Origin of the sequence: Sphaerospermopsis kisseleviana CS-549, assembly GCF_028329225.1 — a bacterium.
Classification (GTDB): Bacteria; Cyanobacteriota; Cyanobacteriia; order Cyanobacteriales; family Nostocaceae; genus Sphaerospermopsis; species Sphaerospermopsis kisseleviana.
This window is the reverse complement of the sequence record NZ_JAQMTI010000309.1, coordinates 1-22,871: the sequence shown is the minus strand read 5'-3', so window position 1 is coordinate 22,871 and position 22,871 is coordinate 1. Positions and strand designations below refer to the sequence as shown.

General features: G+C 39.2%; 15 protein-coding genes and 1 tRNA gene. 10 read left to right on the top strand and 6 right to left on the bottom strand.

What is annotated here, in order from left to right:
- Positions 1-17: 17 nt before the first annotated feature.
- Complete coding sequence (locus tag PN497_RS23870) at positions 18-812, bottom strand: 7-carboxy-7-deazaguanine synthase QueE (protein ID WP_096569479.1); 795 nt, start codon at positions 810-812, stop codon at positions 18-20.
- A gap of 224 nt (positions 813-1,036) precedes the next feature.
- Here PN497_RS23870 and PN497_RS23865 point away from each other — a divergent pair, with 224 nt between their 5' ends.
- The 6 genes from PN497_RS23865 to PN497_RS23840 all read left to right on the top strand — a co-directional run bounded on the left by PN497_RS23865 (position 1,037) and on the right by PN497_RS23840 (position 5,113).
- Positions 1,037-2,089, top strand: coding sequence for an anti-sigma factor antagonist (locus PN497_RS23865; protein ID WP_096569475.1), 1,053 nt, complete (start codon positions 1,037-1,039; stop codon positions 2,087-2,089).
- Positions 2,090-2,601: 512 nt separating this feature from the next.
- The gene (gene rsfS, locus PN497_RS23860) at positions 2,602-3,063 is read left to right on the top strand and encodes a ribosome silencing factor (protein ID WP_096569472.1); all 462 of its coding nucleotides are present in this window, start codon (positions 2,602-2,604) and stop codon (positions 3,061-3,063) included.
- Positions 3,060-3,560: a CGLD27 family protein gene (locus tag PN497_RS23855; RefSeq protein ID WP_096569469.1), complete on the top strand. Its 501-nt coding sequence runs from the start codon at positions 3,060-3,062 to the stop codon at positions 3,558-3,560. The genes rsfS and PN497_RS23855 overlap by 4 nt, the downstream gene beginning before the upstream one ends.
- Positions 3,557-4,510: an asparaginase gene (locus PN497_RS23850; RefSeq protein ID WP_096572724.1), complete on the top strand. Its 954-nt coding sequence runs from the start codon at positions 3,557-3,559 to the stop codon at positions 4,508-4,510. The genes PN497_RS23855 and PN497_RS23850 overlap by 4 nt, the downstream gene beginning before the upstream one ends.
- A gap of 53 nt (positions 4,511-4,563) precedes the next feature.
- Positions 4,564-4,640, top strand: a tRNA-Met gene (locus PN497_RS23845).
- Positions 4,641-4,942: 302 nt separating this feature from the next.
- On the top strand, positions 4,943-5,113 hold the full coding sequence (locus tag PN497_RS23840) for a helix-turn-helix domain-containing protein (protein WP_222620756.1): 171 nt from the start codon (positions 4,943-4,945) through the stop codon (positions 5,111-5,113).
- Here the strand turns inward: PN497_RS23840 and pgmB are convergent.
- Entirely contained in the window at positions 5,076-7,967 is a 2,892-nt protein-coding gene (pgmB, locus tag PN497_RS23835) for a beta-phosphoglucomutase (RefSeq protein WP_096569466.1), read from the bottom strand. The genes PN497_RS23840 and pgmB overlap by 38 nt on opposite strands.
- A gap of 260 nt (positions 7,968-8,227) precedes the next feature.
- Positions 8,228-10,657 carry a sucrose synthase gene (locus PN497_RS23830; RefSeq protein ID WP_096569463.1) on the bottom strand — a complete coding sequence of 810 codons (2,430 nt, stop codon included), beginning with the start codon at positions 10,655-10,657 and terminating at the stop codon, positions 8,228-8,230.
- A gap of 599 nt (positions 10,658-11,256) precedes the next feature.
- On the opposite strand from PN497_RS23830, the gene PN497_RS23825 reads away from it, so the two are divergent.
- On the top strand, positions 11,257-11,550 hold the full coding sequence (locus PN497_RS23825; protein ID WP_096569460.1) for a HetP family heterocyst commitment protein: 294 nt from the start codon (positions 11,257-11,259) through the stop codon (positions 11,548-11,550).
- Positions 11,551-11,832: 282 nt separating this feature from the next.
- On the opposite strand, the gene PN497_RS23820 is transcribed toward PN497_RS23825, so the two are convergent.
- Positions 11,833-12,237: a protein tyrosine phosphatase family protein gene (locus PN497_RS23820; RefSeq protein ID WP_199291268.1), complete on the bottom strand. Its 405-nt coding sequence runs from the start codon at positions 12,235-12,237 to the stop codon at positions 11,833-11,835.
- Positions 12,238-12,904: 667 nt separating this feature from the next.
- Between PN497_RS23820 and nifJ the strand changes: the two genes are divergently transcribed.
- The 3 genes from nifJ to PN497_RS23805 all read left to right on the top strand — a co-directional run bounded on the left by nifJ (position 12,905) and on the right by PN497_RS23805 (position 18,953).
- Positions 12,905-16,585, top strand: a complete 3,681-nt coding sequence (gene nifJ / locus PN497_RS23815) for a pyruvate:ferredoxin (flavodoxin) oxidoreductase (protein ID WP_096569459.1) — start codon at positions 12,905-12,907, stop codon at positions 16,583-16,585.
- Positions 16,586-16,675: 90 nt separating this feature from the next.
- Positions 16,676-17,707, top strand: a complete 1,032-nt coding sequence (locus PN497_RS23810) for a dihydroorotate dehydrogenase-like protein (RefSeq protein WP_096569456.1) — start codon at positions 16,676-16,678, stop codon at positions 17,705-17,707.
- Positions 17,708-17,888: 181 nt separating this feature from the next.
- The gene (locus tag PN497_RS23805; RefSeq protein WP_096569453.1) at positions 17,889-18,953 is read left to right on the top strand and encodes an ATP-dependent 6-phosphofructokinase; all 1,065 of its coding nucleotides are present in this window, start codon (positions 17,889-17,891) and stop codon (positions 18,951-18,953) included.
- Positions 18,954-19,005: 52 nt separating this feature from the next.
- On the opposite strand, the gene PN497_RS23800 is transcribed toward PN497_RS23805, so the two are convergent.
- Positions 19,006-22,491, bottom strand: a complete 3,486-nt coding sequence (locus PN497_RS23800; protein WP_096569450.1) for a PAS domain S-box protein — start codon at positions 22,489-22,491, stop codon at positions 19,006-19,008.
- A 224-nt stretch (positions 22,492-22,715) separates the two neighbouring features.
- On the bottom strand, positions 22,716-22,871 hold a 156-nt coding region (locus tag PN497_RS23795; RefSeq protein ID WP_272110959.1), incomplete at its 5' end, for a zinc ribbon domain-containing protein.

Sequence of the window (22,871 nt, the reverse complement as noted above, 5' to 3'; positions counted from 1 at the left end):
CCCCAGTCCCCAGTCCCCTACAACTGCCTCAACATTTTATGTGTTTGGGGGATCACCCGCACTTGTTTCACAAATCGCTTCATCAAAGCTTGCCATTCTAAAACTTGGTTTGGTGTAGGGGCTTCTACAGCTACCTGACTGAATTTTTGAGATTCTGCTAAAGGTGTCACAGGTTGCAGAAATATAGGAATATCCTGACATATACCATTAACTAATAAAGCTGCTCGTTCCAATTCGCCAGGATCAGTCCTTTGAGAGACAATTATCTTGACAAAAATCTCTAAATTTGCATCAAAGCATATTTGGAGAAATTTTTCATGTTCTGTCCAATGACTTTCGCCACTCACACTAGGCAATTTTAAATCCATGCCTACAGAGTCAAGGTACGGGAGAATCATGTCCAGTTGCTCAGGGCGATGTCCCCCAGTTTCCAGATATATAGGCAAATTCAGCGATCGCACTTCCGGCAAAAATTGCGCCAAAAATGGAGCATGAAGAAGCGGTTCACCTCCAGTTAAGCTGATGCTATCGTGTAGAAAAGGTAAATTTTGCCTTTCCACCCATTTGATCAACGTGGATAGAGGAATAGGATTAGAGTGGATTTCAAAATCTCGCAATCCTGGTGAACGCTCTATTTGACATACAGAGGGAGCATTCCATGTATGGGAACTATCGCAAAAGTGACAACGCAAGTCACATATTGCAAAGCGAATAAAAATCTGACGTGTCCCGACGTTGAGACCTTCTCCTTGAATAGCAGAGAAAACTTCAATCAGGCGTGCTGTAGGTTTAACTTTAGTTTTAGCAATCATGAGATGATAGAGAGGAATGCGTTCGCCTATGGTTTAGCACAGTCGCTGACACCGATTGGGTATGAAACCAGTAGGTTTCTAGCTTGTTTTTCCATTGTGAACCGTGTTCGGCAATCTCCAAATCTCTGCGCGAAAAACTACTCACCTATCCTTAATCTTATTTTTTTCAAAATTAGGTTAAGTAGTTTTCCAGGAAAAAATCATGTTTGGCAGATTAGACCCCAATGGCAACCAAATTGCATAGCTTCATGAGTAGCCAACCCACAGAGGTAAATTTCCCAGTTACTTACCTGAACGATACAGCAATAGTACAGGTGTCGATGCGTTTGAGCGTCGTTGATGCTGTACGCTTTAAGCAAACCTGCCAAAGCCTCATCCAAGCTGATACCCATCCCCAACACCTGATCATTGACTTCCAAAATACGATCTTTATGGATAGTAGTGGTTTGGGGGCTTTGGTGAGTAATTTTAAATATGCCCAAGAACAAGGGATCGGATTCACACTTCGTAATGTTACCCCTCAAGTGATGGCAGTTCTCAACCTCACAGGATTAGATCACGTATTTGCTATTGAGTCTCCTCACAGCGTTAGTCCCATAGAACCTAATCATATTGAAGAAAATAATCGGATCACTAACTCTCGCAAAGCAGATCCCCTACCTCAAACACATCCTTCTGTGGCCTCTTGGATGAAAAGATTAATTGACATAGTGGGATCATTGGTGGGTTTAATAATTACAGCATTTTTATTCATTCCTATTGCGATCGCTATTCAAATCGACGATCCCGGTCCAATTTTCTTTAAACAAACCCGCTGTGGGTGGATGGGTAAGCGTTTTGCTATTTGGAAATTTCGTTCCATGTGTGTCGATGCAGAAGCTAAGAAATCTCAAGTTCAAAACCAAGTCCAAGGTGCTTTCTTTAAAAATGATCACGATCCTAGAATTACCCAGGTAGGACGCTTTTTACGGCGCACCAGCCTGGATGAACTACCCCAATTTTGGAACGTCCTCAAAGGCGAAATGAGTTTAGTTGGTACTAGGCCACCTACCCCCGATGAAGTAGAACGATATGAAGTACCAGAGTGGCAACGCTTGGATGTAAAACCGGGGATGACTGGTGAATGGCAAGTCAATGGCCGCTCGACAGTACGCAGTTTTGAGGATGTTATTCGTCTTGATTTGCAGTATCAACAAAATTGGAGTTTAGTGTATGATTTAAGGCTGATTCTTAAAACTATAGCTATTTTATTTAACAAAAACAGTGGTGCTGTTTAAAAGTCAGCAGTTTCAACAATTCGTAAAAATTACATTTTAAAATTTACCCAAGCTCATTATATCGGCTCTGGGTAAATTTTTTGGTGTTTTTTTTGGTGTTTTTAAATAGGGTTTGCTGAAAAAGTCTTGTCGTGGAGACAGGGGGCAGGGAGCGGGGAGCAGTTTCAAGAGTTCGATGGGAGCGATTTTTCCTTTGTGTAGAAATTAAATGCAAGGTTTTTGAGATCCCACCTCGTCAAGTCTTGCACTTTTTTAACTTCCAGCAGGCTAAGACCCTTTACTTGTCATATTTTCACATTTATTCAGCCAGCCTTAATTAGCAATCAGTAATCAGCCAACTGCATAAATAGTAGTTAATCTCAAGAAGGTTTCCTTTTTTCTCGCCTTGGTTATACCCCTAAACACCGATTTTTTTGTTAGTATTCAAAAAAACCTATTCACACAATTGCAAGTTGTTTGTAAGCACATCGGACAATTTGTAATCAAAAAAGGAAACAAGCAACTGAGGTTGAATGACTGATTATTTCCCAAGAAATTTACCATTAGAATCTGTTCCACTGACCAAAACAACAGTGAACACCTCAATGGCGGAAACTGATAATCTGAGCGAAAAATTAGCTATAACCATAGCTGAAGCTGGATCAGAACGCAAAGCAGGTGAGATTTTATTGCTGAAAGTAGCAGATGTCTCCTACCTGTCTGATTACTTTGTGATGATGACAGGCTACTCTAGGGTACAAGTCAGAGCGATCGCCGCAGCAATAGAAGAGAAAGTGGAAACGAACCTGCAACGTCGTCCGTTAAGGACAGAAGGAAAAGCTGAGGGGAGTTGGGTGCTGCAAGACTATGGAGATGTGATTGTTCACATTATGATGCCCAAGGAACGAGAGTTTTATAATTTAGAAGCATTCTGGATTCATGCCGAACGCATTTCACTGCCAAACTCTGATCAGGTTGAGGATAAACCAAGATGATGAGATCATCGGTTTCTAACTGCCCAGTTCCCACAGAACAACAACCACTCAATGAGTACGAAGAATTAAAAAATTCCTGGCTATTTCGGGATACTACCTTAAGCTGGCGTAATTATCTCACCAAGATTTTTTGGATTTGGAGTTGGTCATGGCTGGTTGCAGGTCCAGTAGCCGCTGCCAGCTTTCCTCCACAAAAGCATATAGTTCATTTTATTCTCTGTGGATCTGCCGCTGCTAGTGTGGGAGTAGTGCTGATATTGGTGCGGTTGTATTTGGGTTGGTTCTATGTGCGCGATCGCCTTTATAGTTCCACAGTCTTCTATGAAGAATCAGGCTGGTATGACGGCCAAACCTGGACAAAACCCCAGGAGGTCATTGTCCGCGATCGCCTCATTGTCTCTTACGAAATTAAACCTATTCTCCAACGCTTGCAAATTACCTTTGCCGCCTTGGCTTTAATGTATCTTATTGGTACTATAGTTTGGCATTTGTTTTGACAATGGGAAAACGAACACAAGCCACAGCACTGGAAGTCCGGTTACTGCGGGAAGGTATTATCGAATCTAGGCATATAGTCCAGGCTGTAGTCAGCGACGACCGGGGACGAGTTCTATCTGTTGCTGGCAACGCCGAAACCGCTGCCTTTGTCCGTTCAGCCCTCAAACCATTTCAGGCATTAGCTGTCACCAGTACAGGCACACTGGAACGGTATGATTTGAGCGATCGTGACTTAGCCATCATTACCAGTTCCCACAAAGGCAGCATGGAACAGGTACGACAAGTATTTAACATCCTCTGGCGGGCTGACCTTGACCCCAGCGCCTTGCAATGTCCAGTTCCAGAAGGTAAACGCAGCACCCTAGAATACAACTGCTCTGGTAAACACGCTGGAATGTTAGCAGTTTGTCAGCAACGCCATTGGCCTTTAAATAACTATTTGGATCGTAAACACCCAGTCCAGCAGTTAATTCTCTCCAAGGTAGCAGAATTATTGAGAATGCCAGCAGCCGAATTTATCGGTGTTCATGACGACTGCGGCGCTCCCACATATCTGATGCAACTCGGTCACATGGCATCTTTATATGCTGTACTCGCCTCCAGCAATAACTTAGATATGGAACGCATTGTCCGCGCCATGAATCACCATCCGACTATGGTGGCTGGAAAAGGTGAATTTGACACAGAACTGATGCGCTTAAATCCGGGTGAACTGGTCAGTAAATCAGGTGCGGAAGGAGTACAGTGCATTGGCCGACTTGGTGAAGGGATGGGACTAGCTATCAAAGTTATGGATGGAGCTAAACGGGCAAAATATGCCGTAGCTATTCATGTACTTCAACAAATGGGTTGGATTAGTCCCAGCGTTGCCCAAAGCCTGTCCGAGAAATTCATGAACTTGGGGAAATACAAGCGTTTAGAGGTAATTGGAGAATTATCGCTTTTGTAGTTGACAAACTCTTGACTATGAGTTATATTAAAAAAGTCAAGAGACGAAAGCGACGCGGGATAGAGCAGCCTGGTAGCTCGTCGGGCTCATAACCCGAAGGTCAGTGGTTCAAATCCACTTCCCGCCACCAAATTAAAAACGAGACTCTATAAAGTTTTAAAGCTTTATAGGGTCTTGTTTTTTATAAAGAAATCCAGCGAACCAAAACCACTGAGGGAAAGTATCGAAATTTGGCATTGATACTTTATCGGGCTTTAGATGGTGGAGAAAGGAAGTCAAAAGTCAAAAATTTAGTTTAGGGTGGGGAATGTGGGTTAGTAGCTAGTTACTGTTTTCTTAACTAATTTCTTAACTAATACTAACAAATACTCACATTTACCCAAAATTTCCACTCATCTGCTCTTGATGACAGAATTACAGTAAAATCACTGTATGCTACTAGGATTCAAAACCCAACTCAAAATTAACAAGCAACAACGACTACTACTAGCGCAACACGCAGGAGTGCGTAGTCGAACTGGTGAAACAGGAAGAAAAAGCCGACTTTTGTTAGCATTAGCATTAGTTAGTTTTTTTGTATCGGCTGTAAAGCAATATCCCTAAATTTCTCTTGCAATTTTTCCCAAGTCATACCTGCTAAACTAGGTAAAACAATGTGAGCATTTCCCACCCTTTCCGGTGGTCCCATACCCACCGCCCACATACCTGCGGCTAAAGCTGCATCTATACCTGCGGCTGCATCTTCAAATACTACACATTGCTGGGGAGGCAGTCCTAACTGCTGGGCTGCAAATAAAAATAAATCTGGTGCGGGTTTGGGTTTATGTACACTATAACCATCAGCGATCGCATCCAGTTTATCACTAATTCCCAGCTTTTCAACCACTACATGAGCGTTTTTACTCGCTGAACCCAGAGCTATTTTTAACCCAGCTTGACGCAAATCATCCAACAAAGAAACCGCACCCGGTAACAAATTATCAGGAGTGATATTTTCAATCAATTCCACATAGTAATCGTTTTTACGTTCCATCATCTCCTGGATCTGTGTATCAGAATATCGCCTATTACCAATAATTAACATCAGGGAAGCACGGCGAGAAATTCCCCGTAACGCCTCATTAGCTTGACGGCTAAAAAGTATACCTTCCTCATCCGCTAACCTCTGCCAAGCTTGATAGTGATATTCAGCCGTATCCGTTAACACACCATCTAAATCAAAAATCACACCTTGAATATTAGTAGCAGATGTTTTCCCATTCCCTTTTTCCCGGTGTAAATCAAAATCATGCCATTTGCCACGCCAGTATAATTTAAACTTTAAGCGTGTCCAACCAGAAGGTAAATGGGGATGAGCTACGGGCTGATTATTTGTAAATTGAATACCTCCAAAACCAAAAACTACCGCTTGCCAAACGCCTCCTGCACTAGCACCGTGAATACCTTCATTCGCATTCCCCCGGATATCTTCCAAATCCACCATCGCCGCTTGCATAAAGCGTTCATAAGCTTTCTGGGTTTTCCCTAAATCTGCGGCTAATATCGCGTGAATAGCTGGAGCCAGGGAAGAACCATAAGTAATATCCGTGCGGGGTGCGTAATAATTCCAATTTACTTCTAAATTTTTTCTACTGTAAGGAAATTCCGCAGATTCCCGCATGAGATAAAGTATCATTAAAACATCAGGTTGTTTCAGAACTTGGTGTTTATTTGCACCTTCAATACCTAAAATGGCTTGCATTGACTTGTGACGCGGTTCGTAGTCTGCTAAGTTAATATCATCTAATTGGAAAAATCCCTCACATTGCTCAACTAATCCCGTTTCTGGGTCGTAGGGAATCCAGATTTTGTTAATGATTTCTTGCCAATGGTTTCTGATTTCGTCAGTCAGGTGCAATTTCTGCTCTAGTTCCTCAGCGTATTCCGGAAAATTACGCTTCAATAAGTTATTAACTATACCAGCTTTTTCTAAATGCCATTGGACTATCCGATTAGTAAAACTATTGTTATGTACTAATTCATGGTATTCATCTGCACCTATAACACTACGTATTTCATAACGTTGAGTGTGAGAATTAAATTCAACGCGACTTGACCAGAAAATTGCGGTATCTAGAATTATCTCTGCACCATAATCTCTGAGCCATTCATCGTCCCCAGTCACTCGCCAATAGTACCATACAGCATAGGGAATAACTGAGCTAATATGAATTTCGCGATCGCGGCACCAAATACGCACATCCTCAGCATAATAATCACTCGGTAGCGCCCAGCGTGGTGTTACTTCATCCCCAGTCACCGCACTTTCCCAAGCGTACATTGCCCCTTGGTATCCATAATGAATCGCTTTCCGCCGCGCCCCATCTAAAGTATGATAGCGATAAGTAAGTAAATTCCGAGCTAGTGCTGGTTGAGTAAAAGTAAAAAATGGCAGAATAAAAATTTCCGTATCCCAAAAAATATGGCCGTGATAACCAAACCCAGACAAGGTTTTTGCGGGAATACTCACTCTGTCATCATCACGGGGAGCAGCAATGAGCAATTGAAATAAATTATAACGCACAGCAAAAGCGGCCTTACTATCTCCTTCAATGAGAATGTCGCTTTGTTGCCAAACCTCAGCCCAAGCTTGTTCATTCGCATCACGAAGAGTTATATAATCTGGTAACTGGGCGAGTTTTGACTGTGCGGCTAACACTGGTTGATCAACATCACGCGATGTAAAAACAGTAACGAGTTTTTCTACGGTTACGGTTTGCTGTGGTTCAGAGAAAAAAGTGGCGCTGATGCTAGGATAACCTGGTGCGGTATTGATTTGCATAGCCGCTTCAATGCCTGAAATGGTCATTTTTGCAGCCATCCCGATATCAATATGGGAGTAACGGGTGCGACTGTGTAACCAAAAACCTTGGTCAAATTTCCCTTGATCTAGTCCTTCCCAGTGATTGAAACCTTTATTTTCTGGGTAGCCATTGATACTAGATTGTATTTCAATTAATCCATGAAAATCTACTGTGGTTAACTGGCAACGTTGCCCTAATACATGATGATCCGCTAAACTGGCAAAGCGTTCAAAGCTGATATCTATGGTTTTTCCTGTGGGACTGCGCCAACGTAGAGAACGGCTAATAACGCCTTGACGCAGGTCGAGTTCACGGTTGTACTGCAATATTGTACCTTGATCGAGACGAAAGCGTTCGCCATCAATCATCACTATCAATGGTAGCCAGTCTGGACAGTTGGCTAGTTCGGTATAAACTACGGGAACATCGTCATAAACACCGTGAATTAATGTAGCAGGTAATGCACGGGGATAGCTTTCTTCAAAGCTGCCTCTTGTGCCTAAATAACCGTTACCAATGGTGAAAATTGTTTCTCTAGCGTGTAATTTTTCAGGATTAAACTGGTTTTCTATTAATATCCAGTCTGTGTAGATGAAATCTTGTTGTTTTTCCATTTTTATTATTAAATATTACTAAATGAATGGATTTTTTCACGCAGAGGCGCAGAGGCGCGGAGGGAGAAAAAAGAGAGATATAGGGAGCATCCCCGTTGTGTAGTTTTTTTTATCTAACGATTGACAATTATCTTCGGCTTGTATCTTCGGCTTGATATGATTGAACCGCAAAGGACGCAAAGTACACAAAGGTAAGAGAGTTTCAGAGAGTTGTTGGTGTGGCTACGTTAATTTTTTTAAGAATTTTAGATTTCAGGTTTTTAAATGGGAAGGTATTGTTTTTGTGGTTGTGTGTGGGGGATAATTTTTTCTGCTCTTGGTTTATAAATGAGATAAAATAATGTTTCCATATATCTATCTCTGGCTTCGTTGTCTTCTGGGGCAATCAAGTTCCAAAAACTAAACATTTTAGCTAAGACTAATAATTGTTCATTGTGTAATTTCCAGTTGTATTTATTGCGAATTCTTTGAATCATCCATTGTGAAGTTTCTTGCCAATATTCTGGGTGGGATTCACATTTATCTAAAAAGTTGATAATTGTTTTCGCTGTACCTGCTAAATCTGTGGGATTGAGATGAAATCCATTTTGCCAATCTTCGATAATTTCTAATGCTCCACCAAATTTAGTGGCGAATGTTGGTAAACCAGAAATCATTGCTTCTAAAATGCTGCGGCCAAAGGCTTCATAAAGGGCAAAATGAACATAAATTCCTTGTTTATCGGCAATTATGCGATAAGCTTCACCGATTTTATTGCTAGGTAAGCGCATTCCTAACCAACGGATTTTACTTTGTAGAGTATACTGGTTAATAATATTGTGTAGTTTTTGGATTTCCTCTGCTTCTTCTAAGTTTGTGGCTTCGTCGGCATATAATTTGCTGGTTAATAAAATTAGGTGACATCGTGATTGTAATTCGTTACTTTTACCAAAACATTCCACTAACCCAGTCAGGTTTTTAATTGAGGTAATGGGTGCAACTGCAAAAATTGGTCTTTTGTTACTATCGTCTAATTTACCGAAAATGTGATCATCTTCTTGGTGAAATAATAGGTTTTGAATGTGTTGGCTTTCTTGAGGATTTCTTTTTTCTGTTTGGTTATAGGGAAAAAAGAATGCTTCACTGACTCCCGGAGCAACCATATTAAATTTTGGATTGAATAAATCAATGCCATCAATTACATGATATAATTCGGGCATTGTAAAACATTTGTAAGATTCATATTGCCCCATTGTGTCTGGCGTACCGACAATTTCTTGATAGGTTGAAGCAATGATAAAATCTGCTGCATTCATGCTAATTAAGTCTGCTGTAAATTGGGCAGAAAAGTGATATTTATCTTCTAATTCTTGCCAATATAAGTTACTGAATAGGTTTTTCGGTTTTTCTAGGGAATGGGCTATATTACATTGAGTGACTTTTAAACTCCGGGAGAGAATAGAAGCAACTAAATTACCATCGCTGTAGTTACCAATAATCAAATTTGGTTTACCTTGAAATTGCTCTAATAGTTCTTTTTCTGCATCTTGAGCAAATTTTTCTAAATAAGACCAAATTTCAAATTTGGAAATCCAGTTATTGGTAATTTCTGAATCAGAATTTGTGAAAGGAACTCGCAAAATCCAAGCGTTTTCTGTGTTGTTAACTTTTTCTAATCGCAGGTCACAAAATGTTCCTTGACAGTTGGGAATCAGGCGAGTCAGAATAATTACATGAGGTTTGATACCCAAGCAGTCCAGACCAGCAAGTTTAATTTCTTCTTGTAGTTTGTTTTCTAAGCTGCGTGCTTGTTCAAGGACGTAAATAACTTGACCTAATGTTTCTTCTCTTCCTAAAACGTCTTCTTGCGCTACCCAACCATGTATAGAAATAAGAACTACGCGAAAAACTGCGGGTATACGCGACACAAAGGCTTCTAGGAGGGAAGGTTGGGGGGTGTCGATGAGTCTTTGTAAGAGTTCTAGGGTTTCTTTGAATCGCCCTACATTGTCACCCCAACCAGCTTCAAAACCCAGCTGTTGCAGTTGAAAGCGAAATTCTGGGTAGGGTTGGTGAGGGGGAAGTTCGCTTAAAAAAGTAATGGCTGGTTTAATTTGTTTGGCAAACTGAATACCAGAACGAATGCGATCGCCAATTAACAACCGCATACCATTGTATTGTATTGCCTGTAATGCTTGAAACAATTTATCTAACCAATATTGGGGATCAGTAACAAATTGATTGCAGAGATAATGGTTAAGGAAAGTCAAACCTTGACCAATATTTCGGGGATCGCTAGTTCTTGGAGATGCTTGGTAAAATGGGTGCAGATCAATTTCTAGAATGTGAGATTGGTAACGATTGACTAAGCGATCGCTCACATCTAAAAATTCTTTAGGAGTTATTAAATCAAACTGAGTAAAATCTGAGGTTAGTTTCCATACTTCTTGACTAGCAATTCTCGGTCTAACTACAAACCAAGTATTTTCCCTTTCCAAAATTATTTCATGGGTGTAGTTAATAAGTGTTCCTAAAGAAGAAGAATGGTAAAAATAAGCCGGTTTTTGAGATTGATGACAATAATCTGCAAAAGCTTGCAAAATTTCATTTCTTAAAAAGTAACGTTGATCCTTAGTATCTAAAGTACAGAGAAACTGACGAATCTCAGTTTTTTCTTCACTGTTTAAAATAGCCTGAAATAATTCATACATAGGGAATTACCCAAATATAACACCCACAACCTCATTTTTCTCACCTTAAAAACCATCGTTTTAAAAGATGGGTTGGGTAAGGTGCGTTTTCTCTGCGATTATAAATAAATTGTCAAAATTATCGCGTCTAACTCAAGAGTGAAACCATAAAGTAATTCCTGAGATAGAGAACAATATATTTAGTTAGATTTCTGAGTATTAGTTATCCAAAACCCAGGAGAATAATAACCTTAAATCAGACCATAGTCACCTTTTAGCTAACTAGCAAAAAACGTTATTTGATTCAATAGCTGCTAATTGCACTTTTGTAAACCCTTTGTGTGACACTATTTAAATAGGCATTTAAACAAGATACAAAAAATGCCATCCATTATAATTTCTTTATATAAAAATTGCCAACTTGGCTAAAATGACCGAAAAAAAAGAGTATTCTGCATATCAGAGATTGTTTGTGTTTCCTATTTTTTCTAATCACACAATTGACTGAGGTATTAACATAAATAACTTTTGATAACCTTAATTATTTAAGCATAGGCAACAGACCACTTGAGACCGCAGCTAATGTAAACCAAAAACTACAAATTTTATCAGGGCTAGTCATGAATTACCGAGTTTCTTCTTCTCCAGCTACCTTTGAGAATGTTATTACTCCTGACGAATTAAATCAGATTATTGAAGCGATTGCGGATGGGAGATATTCCTGGGCTTGTGTGTTGATTTTGCGTTTTATTGGCTATAATCCACTGCATTATATACCCCAGCGAACTTATAGCAGAATCATGAAAGAAAATAGCCAAGTTGTCACAACATCAACATCTACAACTAAACAGAAATTGCAATCTGTCAATAATGATCATCAGGGAACTTCATCTCAAACTTTCAACAATAACTAAGTAGGTGCAAACCCCCTGTGGTTGCCCTCTTGAGGCAGGAGGCAGGAAGCAGAAGTTATTAATTTTGACTTTTGACTTTTGATTTTTGACTTGATTCTATCTCTGTTTCCTGTTCTTTACTGTCTTGTGCTTATGAATTGTTTGTGTAATTTTGTTAATACAGCCGTAGACAGAGTATTTAGGACATCCATTAATCATAAAACTATTACATAAAAGGGTTTTACTCCTGACTCCTGTTATAAAAAATTTTTGTTAATAATAATTTTATGTTAGGCTAACTAACTATAGCAGGTCTAAATTAATAGTTTTTTGCCACACCTGCTCAAAGGCAATTCCCTGTTTAGTAGAAATATATAATAATACTATAGCTGCTGAACGTTTGGAATTATCACAATGTATCAACAGTGGTTTAGGGAGTTCCCTAATAACTTGAAAAATATGGTTTGCTGCTGGATGTGTGAGATTTGCAATTTTGGTAGGCAGATTAATATAGGATAATCCTAAAAGTTGACTTTTTTCCTGTTCATGTTGCCAGAAGCTTGGTTCATCTGAAAAACATAGATTTAGCACAGACTTATAACCATCATCAGCCAGTTGTTGTAGTTGATCTGGTGTAATTTGTCCACTTATTGCTAAATCCTGATTAATCTTTCTGACAATATTAATTGGCAGCACATTGTCAATCATAGTTTTTGGTGGAAATAATAATATTTTTGATGCCAACTCTATCTCCAACTAGGTATGAAAATTTAATGTAGGAATTTCCTAGACCCTTATTGTACAAATATTAACTGCTATCTAGTCATAATCATTCAGCCATCGGTTTACATCGGTTTACTTCTGTACCTAAAATATTTAAATACAAAGATTGAAAAGAAACAGATGCAGATAACATTCCTGAAATTAAAATTTCTGAATCTTTGTTATTGCTGCTATTGGCTGATTACTGATTACTGATAGCTGAATGTTTACATCTAGTCATTAATCTACTCTTAACTTACAGCTAGAATTTGAGGAAGTTGTGAGGGTAGTTGACACTCTGCGTCCTCAAGGAGATTTACAGCAGATTGCAGATCAATGAGGTACAGAATCTAAATTGAAACCTATACACCAAGCTAGTTTTACTCCTGACTCCTGCTGTATATAGTTTTGTTAAACCCTCAAATATGAGTTTTCCTCACAAGTTCCTCAAATTTTCAGTTTAGTTTCAAGGTAGACACCAGGATACTGGAAACTAGGTAATGGGGACTGGTTACTGGGTACTGGGTACTGCTTACTGGGTACAATTTATTTCCACAACTTATTCCCTTTTACGAATTACCCAGAGTTGAGAAATTATCAAAGGTTAATTAATATGAAAACCAGAACGTATGCCACCATAGACGGTAATGAAGCGGTTGCCAGAGTAGCCTATCCACTCAATGAAGTTATTGCTATTTATCCCATTACACCATCTTCACCGATGGCAGAATGGTCTGATGCTTGGATGAGTGAACATAAACCGAATATTTGGGGAACTGTTCCCACAGTGGTACAGTTGCAAAGTGAAGGGGGGGTTGCTGGTGCGGTACATGGTGCATTACAAACCGGTTCACTGACTACCACATTTACCGCATCTCAGGGATTAATGTTAATGATCCCGAATATGTACAAAATTGCTGGTGAACTGACACCTACAGTATTTCATATTGCAGCGCGATCGCTCGCAGCCCAAGCATTATCAATTTTCGGTGATCATAGTGATGTCATGGCTACTAGAAGTTCTGGTTTTGCCATGTTATGCGCTGCATCTGTGCAAGAAGCTCAAGATTTTGCCGTTATTTCCACCCGTGCAAGTTTAGAATCTCGCATTCCTTTCTTACACTTTTTTGATGGTTTTCGCACCTCCCACGAAGTAGATAAAGTAGAAACATTAACAACAGAAGATTTACAAAAAATCATCCCCATAGAATTAGTTATAGCCCATCGTTCACGGGCATTAACTCCTGATAATCCAGTATTAAGAGGAACAGCCCAAAATCCCGATGTTTACTTTCAAGCACGGGAAACAGTGAACCCATTTTATTTAGCTTGCCCAGATATCACTCAAAAGGTAATGGATCAATTCGCCGAAATTACAGGGCGAGAATATAAACTATTTGAATATCATGGAGATCCCCAAGCGGAAAGAATTATTATCCTTATGGGTTCTGGTTGTGAAACAGTCCACGAAACTGTAGATTATCTTAACAAACAAGGGGAAAAAGTTGGTGTAATCAAAGTTAGATTATATCGCCCTTTTGACACCCAAAGATTTATTGATGCTTTACCAAAAACCACCCAAAGTATTGCAGTTTTAGATCGGACAAAAGAACCAGGTGCAACAGGTGAACCTCTTTATACAGATGTTGTGACTGCAATTCAAGAAGCAAATCCAAAATCCAAAATCCAAAATCTAAAATTGATTCTTGGTGGGCGTTATGGGTTATCTTCTAAAGAATTTACACCCGCAATGGTAAAAGCTGTATTTGATAATTTGACTGTGGAAACACCAAAGAATCATTTTACAGTTGGGATTAACGATGATGTCACCCATACTAGCCTAGAATATGACCCCGAATTTAACATTGAACCTGATAGCATAGTGAGGGCAATATTCTATGGTTTAGGTGCAGATGGTACAGTCGGGGCAAACAAAAATTCCATCAAAATTATTGGTGAAGAAACTGATAATTATGCCCAAGGTTACTTTGTTTATGACTCTAAAAAATCTGGTTCTGTTACAGTTTCCCATTTGCGGTTTGGACCTCAACAAATTCGCTCTACCTATTTAATCACTAAAGCTAATTTCGTCGCTTGTCATCAATGGGAGTTTATAGAAAAATTCCCCATGTTGAAAGATATCGTTCCTGGTGGTACATTCCTGCTTAATTCACCTTATGACAAAGATGAAGTTTGGGATAAATTACCTGCTTCCATGCAAGCAGAGATCATTAACAAAAATCTCAAATTGTATGTGATTAACGCCTACAAAGTCGCACGGGAAGCGGGAATGGGCGGACATATTAACACAGTAATGCAAACTTGTTTCTTTGCTGTTTCCGGTGTTTTACCCAGAGAAGAAGCCATATCACAAATTAAAAAATCCATCCGTAAAACCTACGGTAAAAAAGGTGAAGAAATCGTCCAAATGAACATCCAAGCAGTTGATAAAACCTTGGATAACTTGTATGAAATCACCACCAAAGAAAAAACTACCCAATCACCAATCACCAGTCCCCAATCACCAATACCCGATTATGCACCTGTATTTGTGCGTGATGTTTTAGGGAAAATAATTGCCCGTGAAGGTGATGATTTACCAGTGAGTGCATTACCTTGTGATGGTTCATATCCCACAGGAACATCAAAATGGGAAAAACGCAATATTGCCCAAGAAATTCCTGTTTGGGACCCCAACGTTTGTATTCAATGTGGTAAATGTGTAATGGTATGTCCACACAGCGTTATCCGCAGTAAAGTTTATGAACCTGAACAATTAGAAAATGCCCCTACAACCTTCAAGAGTGCAAATGCAAAAGAACATGATTGGCATGATTTAAAATTTACCATTCAAGTAGCAGCAGAAGATTGTACAGGTTGTGCTTTATGTGTAGATGTATGTCCAGCGAAAAATAAAGCCGAACCTAAGAAAAAAGCCATTAATATGGCAGAACAAAGACCATTAAGAGAACCAGAACGGGAAAACTGGGATTTCTTCTTAAATTTACCCAATCCAGACCGCCGCAATTTGAAGTTGAATAGAATTAATCAACAACAAATGCAAGAACCGTTATTTGAGTTCTCTGGTGCTTGTGGAGGATGTGGAGAAACACCGTATATTAAGTTAGTAACTCAACTATTTGGCGATCGCATGATCGTGGCTAATGCTACCGGTTGTTCATCCATCTATGGCGGTAACTTACCTACCACACCTTGGACAACAAATGCAGAAGGTAGAGGTCCAGCTTGGTCTAATAGTTTATTTGAAGATAACGCCGAATTTGGTTTAGGTTTCCGCGTTTCTATTGATAAACAAGCGGAAATAGCAGCTTATTTACTCCAACAACTTGCACCCCAAATAGGTGAATCTTTAGTCACAGATATCCTCAACGCTGAACAAAAAGACGAAGCGGATATTTATGAACAACGAGAACGGGTTTCTATTCTCAAACAAAGATTAGATCAACTTTTGGAATCTGCAACCGAAACCAATCTAAAATCCCAAATCCAAAATCTAAAATCCTTAGCTGATTATTTGGTTAAAAAGAGTGTTTGGATTATTGGTGGTGATGGTTGGGCGTATGATATTGGTTACGGTGGATTAGATCATGTAATTGCTAGTGGTCGCAATGTGAATATTCTGGTATTAGACACAGAAGTTTATTCTAACACTGGCGGTCAAATGTCCAAATCTACCCCTAAAGGTGCAGTCGCAAAATTTGCCGCCGGTGGTAAACCCGCAGCTAAAAAAGACTTGGGTTTAATAGCCATGACCTATGGTAATGTTTATGTTGCTAGTGTGGCTATGGGTGCAAGAGATGAACACACATTAAAAGCTTTCTTAGAAGCAGAAGCTTATGATGGACCATCAATAATTATTGCCTACAGTCATTGTGTAGCTCATGGTATTAATATGGCTACAGGAATGCAAAATCAAAAAGCTGCTGTAGACTCTGGACGCTGGTTATTGTATCGTTATAATCCAGATCGTGCAGAACAAGGACAAAACCCATTACAACTTGATTCTCGTACTCCTAGAATACCAGTTGAAAATTCCATGTACATGGAAAATCGGTTCAAGATGTTAACCAAAATTGACCCAGAAAGGGCAAAAGAATTATTGCAAGAAGCCCAAGAAGATGTTAATACTCGTTGGCAAATGTATCAATATTTAGCCGCCAGAAAGTTACAAGAAACTCAACATCAAGAACCAGAAAATAAACCTGTTGAAAATCCTCACCCACAACCAGAATCAAATAGTAACCACAAAGGTGTAACCACCTCTAACCGTTAGATAAAGATGGGGTGATGGGGTGATGGGGGAAGTTAACCACCCAATCACCAATCACCAATCACCAATCACCAATCACCAATCACCAAAATTATGAACTTAACTACAACATATCTCGGTTTAGAATTAAAATCACCTCTTGTACCTTCAGCTTCTCCCCTTTCCCAAGAAGTTGATAACATTAAATTAATGGAAGATGCTGGCGCTGGTGCTGTGGTGATGCACTCGCTTTTTGAAGAACAATTAACATTAGAAAAATTTGAACTGCATCATCATTTAACTTACGGTACGGAGAGTTTTGCCGAAGCTTTAACTTATTTTCCTGAACCTACAGATTTCCGTGTTGGTCCAGAGGAATATTTAGACCATATTAGAAAAGCCAAAGAAAAAGTAGACATTCCTATTATTGCTAGTTTAAATGGTTCTTCTTTGGGTGGTTGGACTGAATATGGTAAACTGATGGAAGAAGCAGGAGCATCAGCATTAGAATTAAATATTTATTATGTTCCCACTGACCCAGATTTAACCAGCGCAGAAATTGAACAGAATTATATTGATATTCTCACATCTGTGAAAAGTGCAGTCACAATTCCTGTAGCTGTAAAACTCAGTCCTTATTTTACTAATACTGCCAATATGGCTAAACGTTTAGATGAGGCTGGGGCTGATGGTTTAGTATTATTTAATCGGTTCTATCAACCAGATATTAATTTAGAAACTTTGGATGTTGAACCTCACGTACTTTTAAGTACACCCCAAGCTATGCGTTTACCTCTACGCTGGATAGCTATTCTTTATGGTCATATTCAGGGTAGTCTAGCAGCCACTAGCGGTATTCACAATGCCCATGATGTGATCAAAATGTTGATGGTGGGGGCTAATGCAACGATGCTGTGTTCTGTGCTTTTACGGCATGGTATTGATCATATTCGTTCCTTGGAAAAGGATTTGCGGGAATGGATGGAAACTCATGAATATGAATCTGTTAAACAGATGCAAGGTAGCATGAGTCAACTTAACTGCCCTGATCCTAGCGCCTTTGAACGCGCTCAGTACATGAAAGCTTTGCAAAGTTACAAACCAGAATCGGGTAGACAGCTAAGAATGTCAACGCAGATGAGGTGATTGGGGATTGGGGACTGGGGACTGGGGAAGAAAATTTTAGATTTTAGATTTTAGATTTTAGATTGGAGTTGACAAAAACAATCCAAAATCCAAAATTCAAAATCCAAAATACATAACTCCTGACTCCTGACTCCTGACTCCTGACTCCTTGAACTCCTGACTCCTGAACTCCTGAAATCCTATGAAAAAACGTATCGGTATTCTTACAAGTGGTGGTGACTGTCCTGGTTTAAATTGTGTGATTCGTGCTGCTGTTAGTCATGCGACTCTTACATTTAATTGGGAAGTTGTCGGTATTCCTTATGCCACCCAAGGTTTATTAGAACGGCAAACTGTCCCCTTAAATATACATGGTTGGGATCTACGTGGTATTGATCCTTTAATTAATATGGGGGGAACGATTTTAGGTAGTATTAATAAAGGGGATACTTTAGCTGCTGCACCGGCAATTTTAGCTAGTTATGAAGCTTTGGGTTTAGATGCTTTAATTGCTGTGGGTGGTGACGGTAGTTTAAAGATTATCCATGAATTAGCAAATATGGGTAATTGGAATTTAGTTGCTATTCCCAAAACTATTGATAATGATGTAGCTTTAACAGAACGTGCAATAGGTTTTGATACGGCAGTAAATACGGTTGTGGATGCTATTAATCGTCTCACATTTACGGCGGCTAGTCACGACAGAGTAATGATTGTGGAAGTCATGGGACGTACTGCTGGCCATTTAGCTTTACATTCTGGGATTGCTGGGGGTGCAGATGTGATTTTAATTCCTGAAGTTCCTTATACTGTGAAGGGTATTTGTGAGCATTTACAGGAATTGCGCGATCGCTGGCGGCGTAAATTTGCCATCATTGTCGTTGCTGAAGGTGCTAATTCTAGTTTAGAAGATTTGGATAATCCTGCTAGTTGTTCTGTAGCTAAATGTGGTCGTGGTCAATATATCGCTGATCAAATTTCTAACTGTAGCAGCAATTTAATAGATACGCGAGTTTCTGTTTTAGGACATATTCAAAGGGGTGGTATTCCTTCAGCTTTAGACCGTCTAATAGCTACAGTTTTTGGTAAAAATGCCATTGATTTAATTGCCCAAGAAAAATATGATCAAATGTTAGCTTGGCAAAATGGAAATGTTGTCGCTGTCCCTATCCAAGATGCTTTAGATCAAAGTCCTGCTCTTGTTGATCCTAAATGTGATTTAGTCCAAATTGCTCACTCTTTAGGTATATATATAGGAGAAAAATAATTGATAATTGATAATTGATAATTGTCAATTCTCCATTGTCAATTGTCAATTGTCAATTACCCATTACCTGATTTAAACTCTGTAATAAATCATTGGCTGTATAGGGTTTTAATAAAACTGCTTGAACTTTTGTTTCTCCTGATTCTGGCAATAACTCTATTGTACCCAGTCCACTACAAGCAATCACTTGTACATCTGGGTTCATTTTTTGCATAGTGCGAATGGCAGTGACACCATCCATTTCTGGCATCATCATATCCATTAAAACTACACTAATTTCCTGTTTGTATTGGGCATAAAGAGCGATCGCTTCAATGCCATTACTAGCAGTCAAGGTCTGGTAATTGTTATTTTCCAGGATCATTGTAGCCACATCAAGTATTTGAGGTTCATCATCAACTATCAAAATCAATTCTCCGTTTCCCGGTTTAATGTCTAATTGCTCTAAACTAGGAACTTGAGGGGATTCTGCTGATGGCAAGAAGACTTTAAATGTACTGCCTTTACCAACTTGGCTGGAAACTGTCACAAAACCATTATGACTTTTAATAATTCCTAACGCTGTTGACAAACCCAATCCTGTCCCAGTACCAACTTCTTTAGTGGTAAAAAATGGCTCAAAAATGTTCTCTACTATTTTTGGGGACATACCTAACCCTGTATCCGTGACAGTAATCACAATATAATGTCCAACTTTCGATTCAAGATTCATCTTTGCATAAGCTTCATCAATAAACATATTTTCCCCAGCAATTGTTAGCATTCCACCTGCTGGCATGGCATCATGGGCATTAACTACCAGGTTCATTAATACCTGATGTAGTTGTGTAGTATCTCCAGCAACAGTCCAAAGATCTTCAGGGATTTGAGTGCTAAATTCAATGGATTTGGGGAATGTCTGTTTAGCAATTTGGATAATTTCTGTAATCAGGTGTTTAACTTGTACTATTGTTTTTTCTCCTTTTAAACCTCGCGCAAAGGATAAAACTTGTCTGACTAAAGCTGAACCTCGTTGAGCATTATTTTCAATAATATCAAGCATTTGGGGATGGCGTTCTTGATTTTTGGCAAGTTTGCCTTTAAGTAATTGGGTGGCGATTAAAATAGGTGTCAAGATATTATTTAAATCGTGGGCAATACCACCAGCTAAAGTACCAATGCTTTCTAATCTTTGAGTACGGAAAAACTGCTCTTCTAGTTTTTTTCTTTCTGTAATATCAGTATCTACAACTAAGATGGATTTTGGTTGTCCATCAGCATCAAACATCAGTGTCCAACGACTTTCTACAATAATTTCCTGGCCAGATTTGGTTTTTTTACGTAACTCACCTTGCCAATTTCCTAACTTGACTACTGTTTTCAGAGCGTTTGCTTCTTTTTGTAGTGCAGTTTTAGGGCAGAAAATATCCTGAAGGTTTTTACCGACAGCTTCATCCTTAGCCCAACCGTATATCCTTTCTGCTCCCCGACTCCAAAATATGATTTTTGTGTCAAAATCTCGCACAAAAATAGCATCAGTAGCGATATCTAATAAAGCAGCTTGATCCGAAATTTGCTGTTCTTTTTGCTTGCGCTCAGATATATCTCTAGTTGTACCAATTACCCGTATTGGCTGACTTTGTTTGTTATAGTAGACTTTTCCTCTGGTGCTTAACCAGTGTAGGCTACCGTCAGGCCAAACAGCCCGATATTCAACACTAAACTCGGTTTTTTGCTCCATGGCAAGATTCAGTGCTTGAGTAAAAACCTGAGTATCTTCAGGATGAATTAAATCTAAGAAATCTGAACAAGTTGGTGGACACAAACTACCATTGGGCAATCCGTACAGTAGACCTATATGAGCAGACCATATATAGGTATTGGTGGTCACGTTCCAATCCCATATTCCCATTTTGACCGCTTCGAGGGCTAAAGTTAGTCGCTCTTCACTTTCTCGCAAAGTTTGGTCAGCCAGTTGACGCTCGGTAATGTCTTCACCAATACTACTATAGTATTCCACTTGCCCTTGTTCATTCTTGATCGCAAAGCGTCTGGACAACAGCCAGCGTATTGATCCATCAGAATGGATAATACGATATTCTGAACTAGCATTTCCACCTTGTTGATGATACACCTCCACTTCTGCCATCAAGCGGTCAAGGTCTTCTGGATGAATTGCTTCTATCCAAGATAGAGGATTTTCCCGCAGACTTTGGCAGGAACGACCCCAAATTTTCTCATAAGCCGGGTTAATATAATAGACGTTACTGCAATCTTGGCTACCAATCCATATATATGAGTCCATGTTTTCAGTAAATTGCCGAAATATCTCCTCACTCTTTTGCAGGGCGGATTCTGTTTCCTTGCGCTCTTTCATTTCTTGCTGCAAAGCTTGATTAGCAATTACTAATTCTCTTGTCCGTTCTGCTACTCGTTTTTCTAACTCTTCAGTATCTTTAATGAGTGCTGTCTCAGCTTGTTTGCGTTCACTAATATTGCTCAATAACCACATCCAGCCACTCTGTTGATTTTGAGGATTGTACATTGGAGCTACTTTCACACTAGCAGGAAATGGCTTTCCTTCTCGTGGTTGGATACTAATTTCCCATTCTGGAAATTGTTCTAAATCTGTTAGTTGGGATATAAATGTATGACGTTCTTCTTGAGTAATAAAAATTGTTAGGGGCTTACCTACTAGATATTTGGAGTCTACAGATAGTAAGGTTGATGCTGCATGATTGGCTTCTTGAATAATGCCTAATTTATCGGTTACTAAATAACCATAAGGTGTCAACTCAAACAAATTTTGGTAGCGTCGGCGTTCTAATTCTACAATCTCACGAGCAACAACGAGTTGTTCGTTTTGTTGGCGTAGTTCTTCTTCAACAATTTGCAGTTCTTCTAGAGTTTGCTGAAGTTCTTCGTTAATTTTTATCTCGTTGGCAATTTTTTCTGCTACCAATCTGTGTATAATATTTTGAGTCTTACAGCATACTTCCTCTATTGTATGATGATGATATTGACATTTATTGGATGTATGTGTGGACTGTTCTGATTCTTGGAAATATTGCTGTAAACTCTCAACTACACCAACTATTTGCACTAAATTTAATTCTGCTAACAAGTCACATTCTCTGACTACTCCTACCAGTTCTTCCCCATCATCCACAATGGGCAAATGATGGATTCCATGTTGCTGCAAGATTGACAAAACTGTGGTAATATCTTGCAAATGTGATTCTCTTAGTGTGATAACTTCCTTTGTCATCACTTCAGTTATTTTTGTATTCCATAAATCCCAGTTAAGAGCTTTCAAACGTAGTACATCTCTCAGGGTAAATATGCCTAATAAATGCTTTTCTTCTACCACTAAAACATAGCTTCTACTTTTGCTTTTTGGTAATGATTCTGGGGCGTTGACTATTTTTGGGCTGTTACTTTGTTCTTGAATCAAGACAATAGCATCCATTACAGGGCTGTCAGGGCTAATCCTCAAGGGACAACGATCAATAATTTGATGTACACTCTTTGAAGTAAACAGCTGATCGTTTAATTGCATATAGTATATAATTTGAAATATCTTAATGGGCGCTGGTTATATCGTGTCCGTGTTCAGAGTTTTCATTAAGAAAGTAGGATTGCAGGGTCCAGAAAAAAAGATAATTTTCCTATTTTTGCACAAATCGCGTGATCATTACCAACTGCTATATAAAACCTAGACAAAACTAGACTTTACTTTCTACTTCAACGGGAGCATGGGAGCAGTTATCCCTCAGTAGACTTTCACGCCTTAGCCAGACGCGATAAATTAATTGCAGCGTTTAGATCCCTATCTATCTCAAAACCGCAGTTCTCGCAGCAATAAATTCTTTCGGATAAAGAAAGATTTTCTTTTTTATGCCCACAACGAGAACAGGTTTTGCTTGATGGATAAAATCT

What these genes read in the sequence shown, in the direction of transcription:
- PN497_RS23870 (WP_096569479.1), bottom strand. Translation starts at nt 812, where the DNA reads ATGATTGCTAAAACTAAAGTTAAACCTACAGCACGCCTGATTGAAGTT.
- PN497_RS23865 (WP_096569475.1), top strand. Translation starts at nt 1,037, where the DNA reads ATGGCAACCAAATTGCATAGCTTCATGAGTAGCCAACCCACAGAGGTA.
- rsfS (WP_096569472.1), top strand. Translation starts at nt 2,602, where the DNA reads ATGACTGATTATTTCCCAAGAAATTTACCATTAGAATCTGTTCCACTG.
- PN497_RS23855 (WP_096569469.1), top strand. Translation starts at nt 3,060, where the DNA reads ATGATGAGATCATCGGTTTCTAACTGCCCAGTTCCCACAGAACAACAA.
- PN497_RS23840 (WP_222620756.1), top strand. Translation starts at nt 4,943, where the DNA reads ATGCTACTAGGATTCAAAACCCAACTCAAAATTAACAAGCAACAACGA.
- pgmB (WP_096569466.1), bottom strand. Translation starts at nt 7,967, where the DNA reads ATGGAAAAACAACAAGATTTCATCTACACAGACTGGATATTAATAGAA.
- PN497_RS23830 (WP_096569463.1), bottom strand. Translation starts at nt 10,657, where the DNA reads ATGTATGAATTATTTCAGGCTATTTTAAACAGTGAAGAAAAAACTGAG.
- PN497_RS23825 (WP_096569460.1), top strand. Translation starts at nt 11,257, where the DNA reads ATGAATTACCGAGTTTCTTCTTCTCCAGCTACCTTTGAGAATGTTATT.
- PN497_RS23820 (WP_199291268.1), bottom strand. Translation starts at nt 12,237, where the DNA reads ATGATTGACAATGTGCTGCCAATTAATATTGTCAGAAAGATTAATCAG.
- nifJ (WP_096569459.1), top strand. Translation starts at nt 12,905, where the DNA reads ATGAAAACCAGAACGTATGCCACCATAGACGGTAATGAAGCGGTTGCC.
- PN497_RS23810 (WP_096569456.1), top strand. Translation starts at nt 16,676, where the DNA reads ATGAACTTAACTACAACATATCTCGGTTTAGAATTAAAATCACCTCTT.
- PN497_RS23805 (WP_096569453.1), top strand. Translation starts at nt 17,889, where the DNA reads ATGAAAAAACGTATCGGTATTCTTACAAGTGGTGGTGACTGTCCTGGT.
- PN497_RS23800 (WP_096569450.1), bottom strand. Translation starts at nt 22,491, where the DNA reads ATGCAATTAAACGATCAGCTGTTTACTTCAAAGAGTGTACATCAAATT.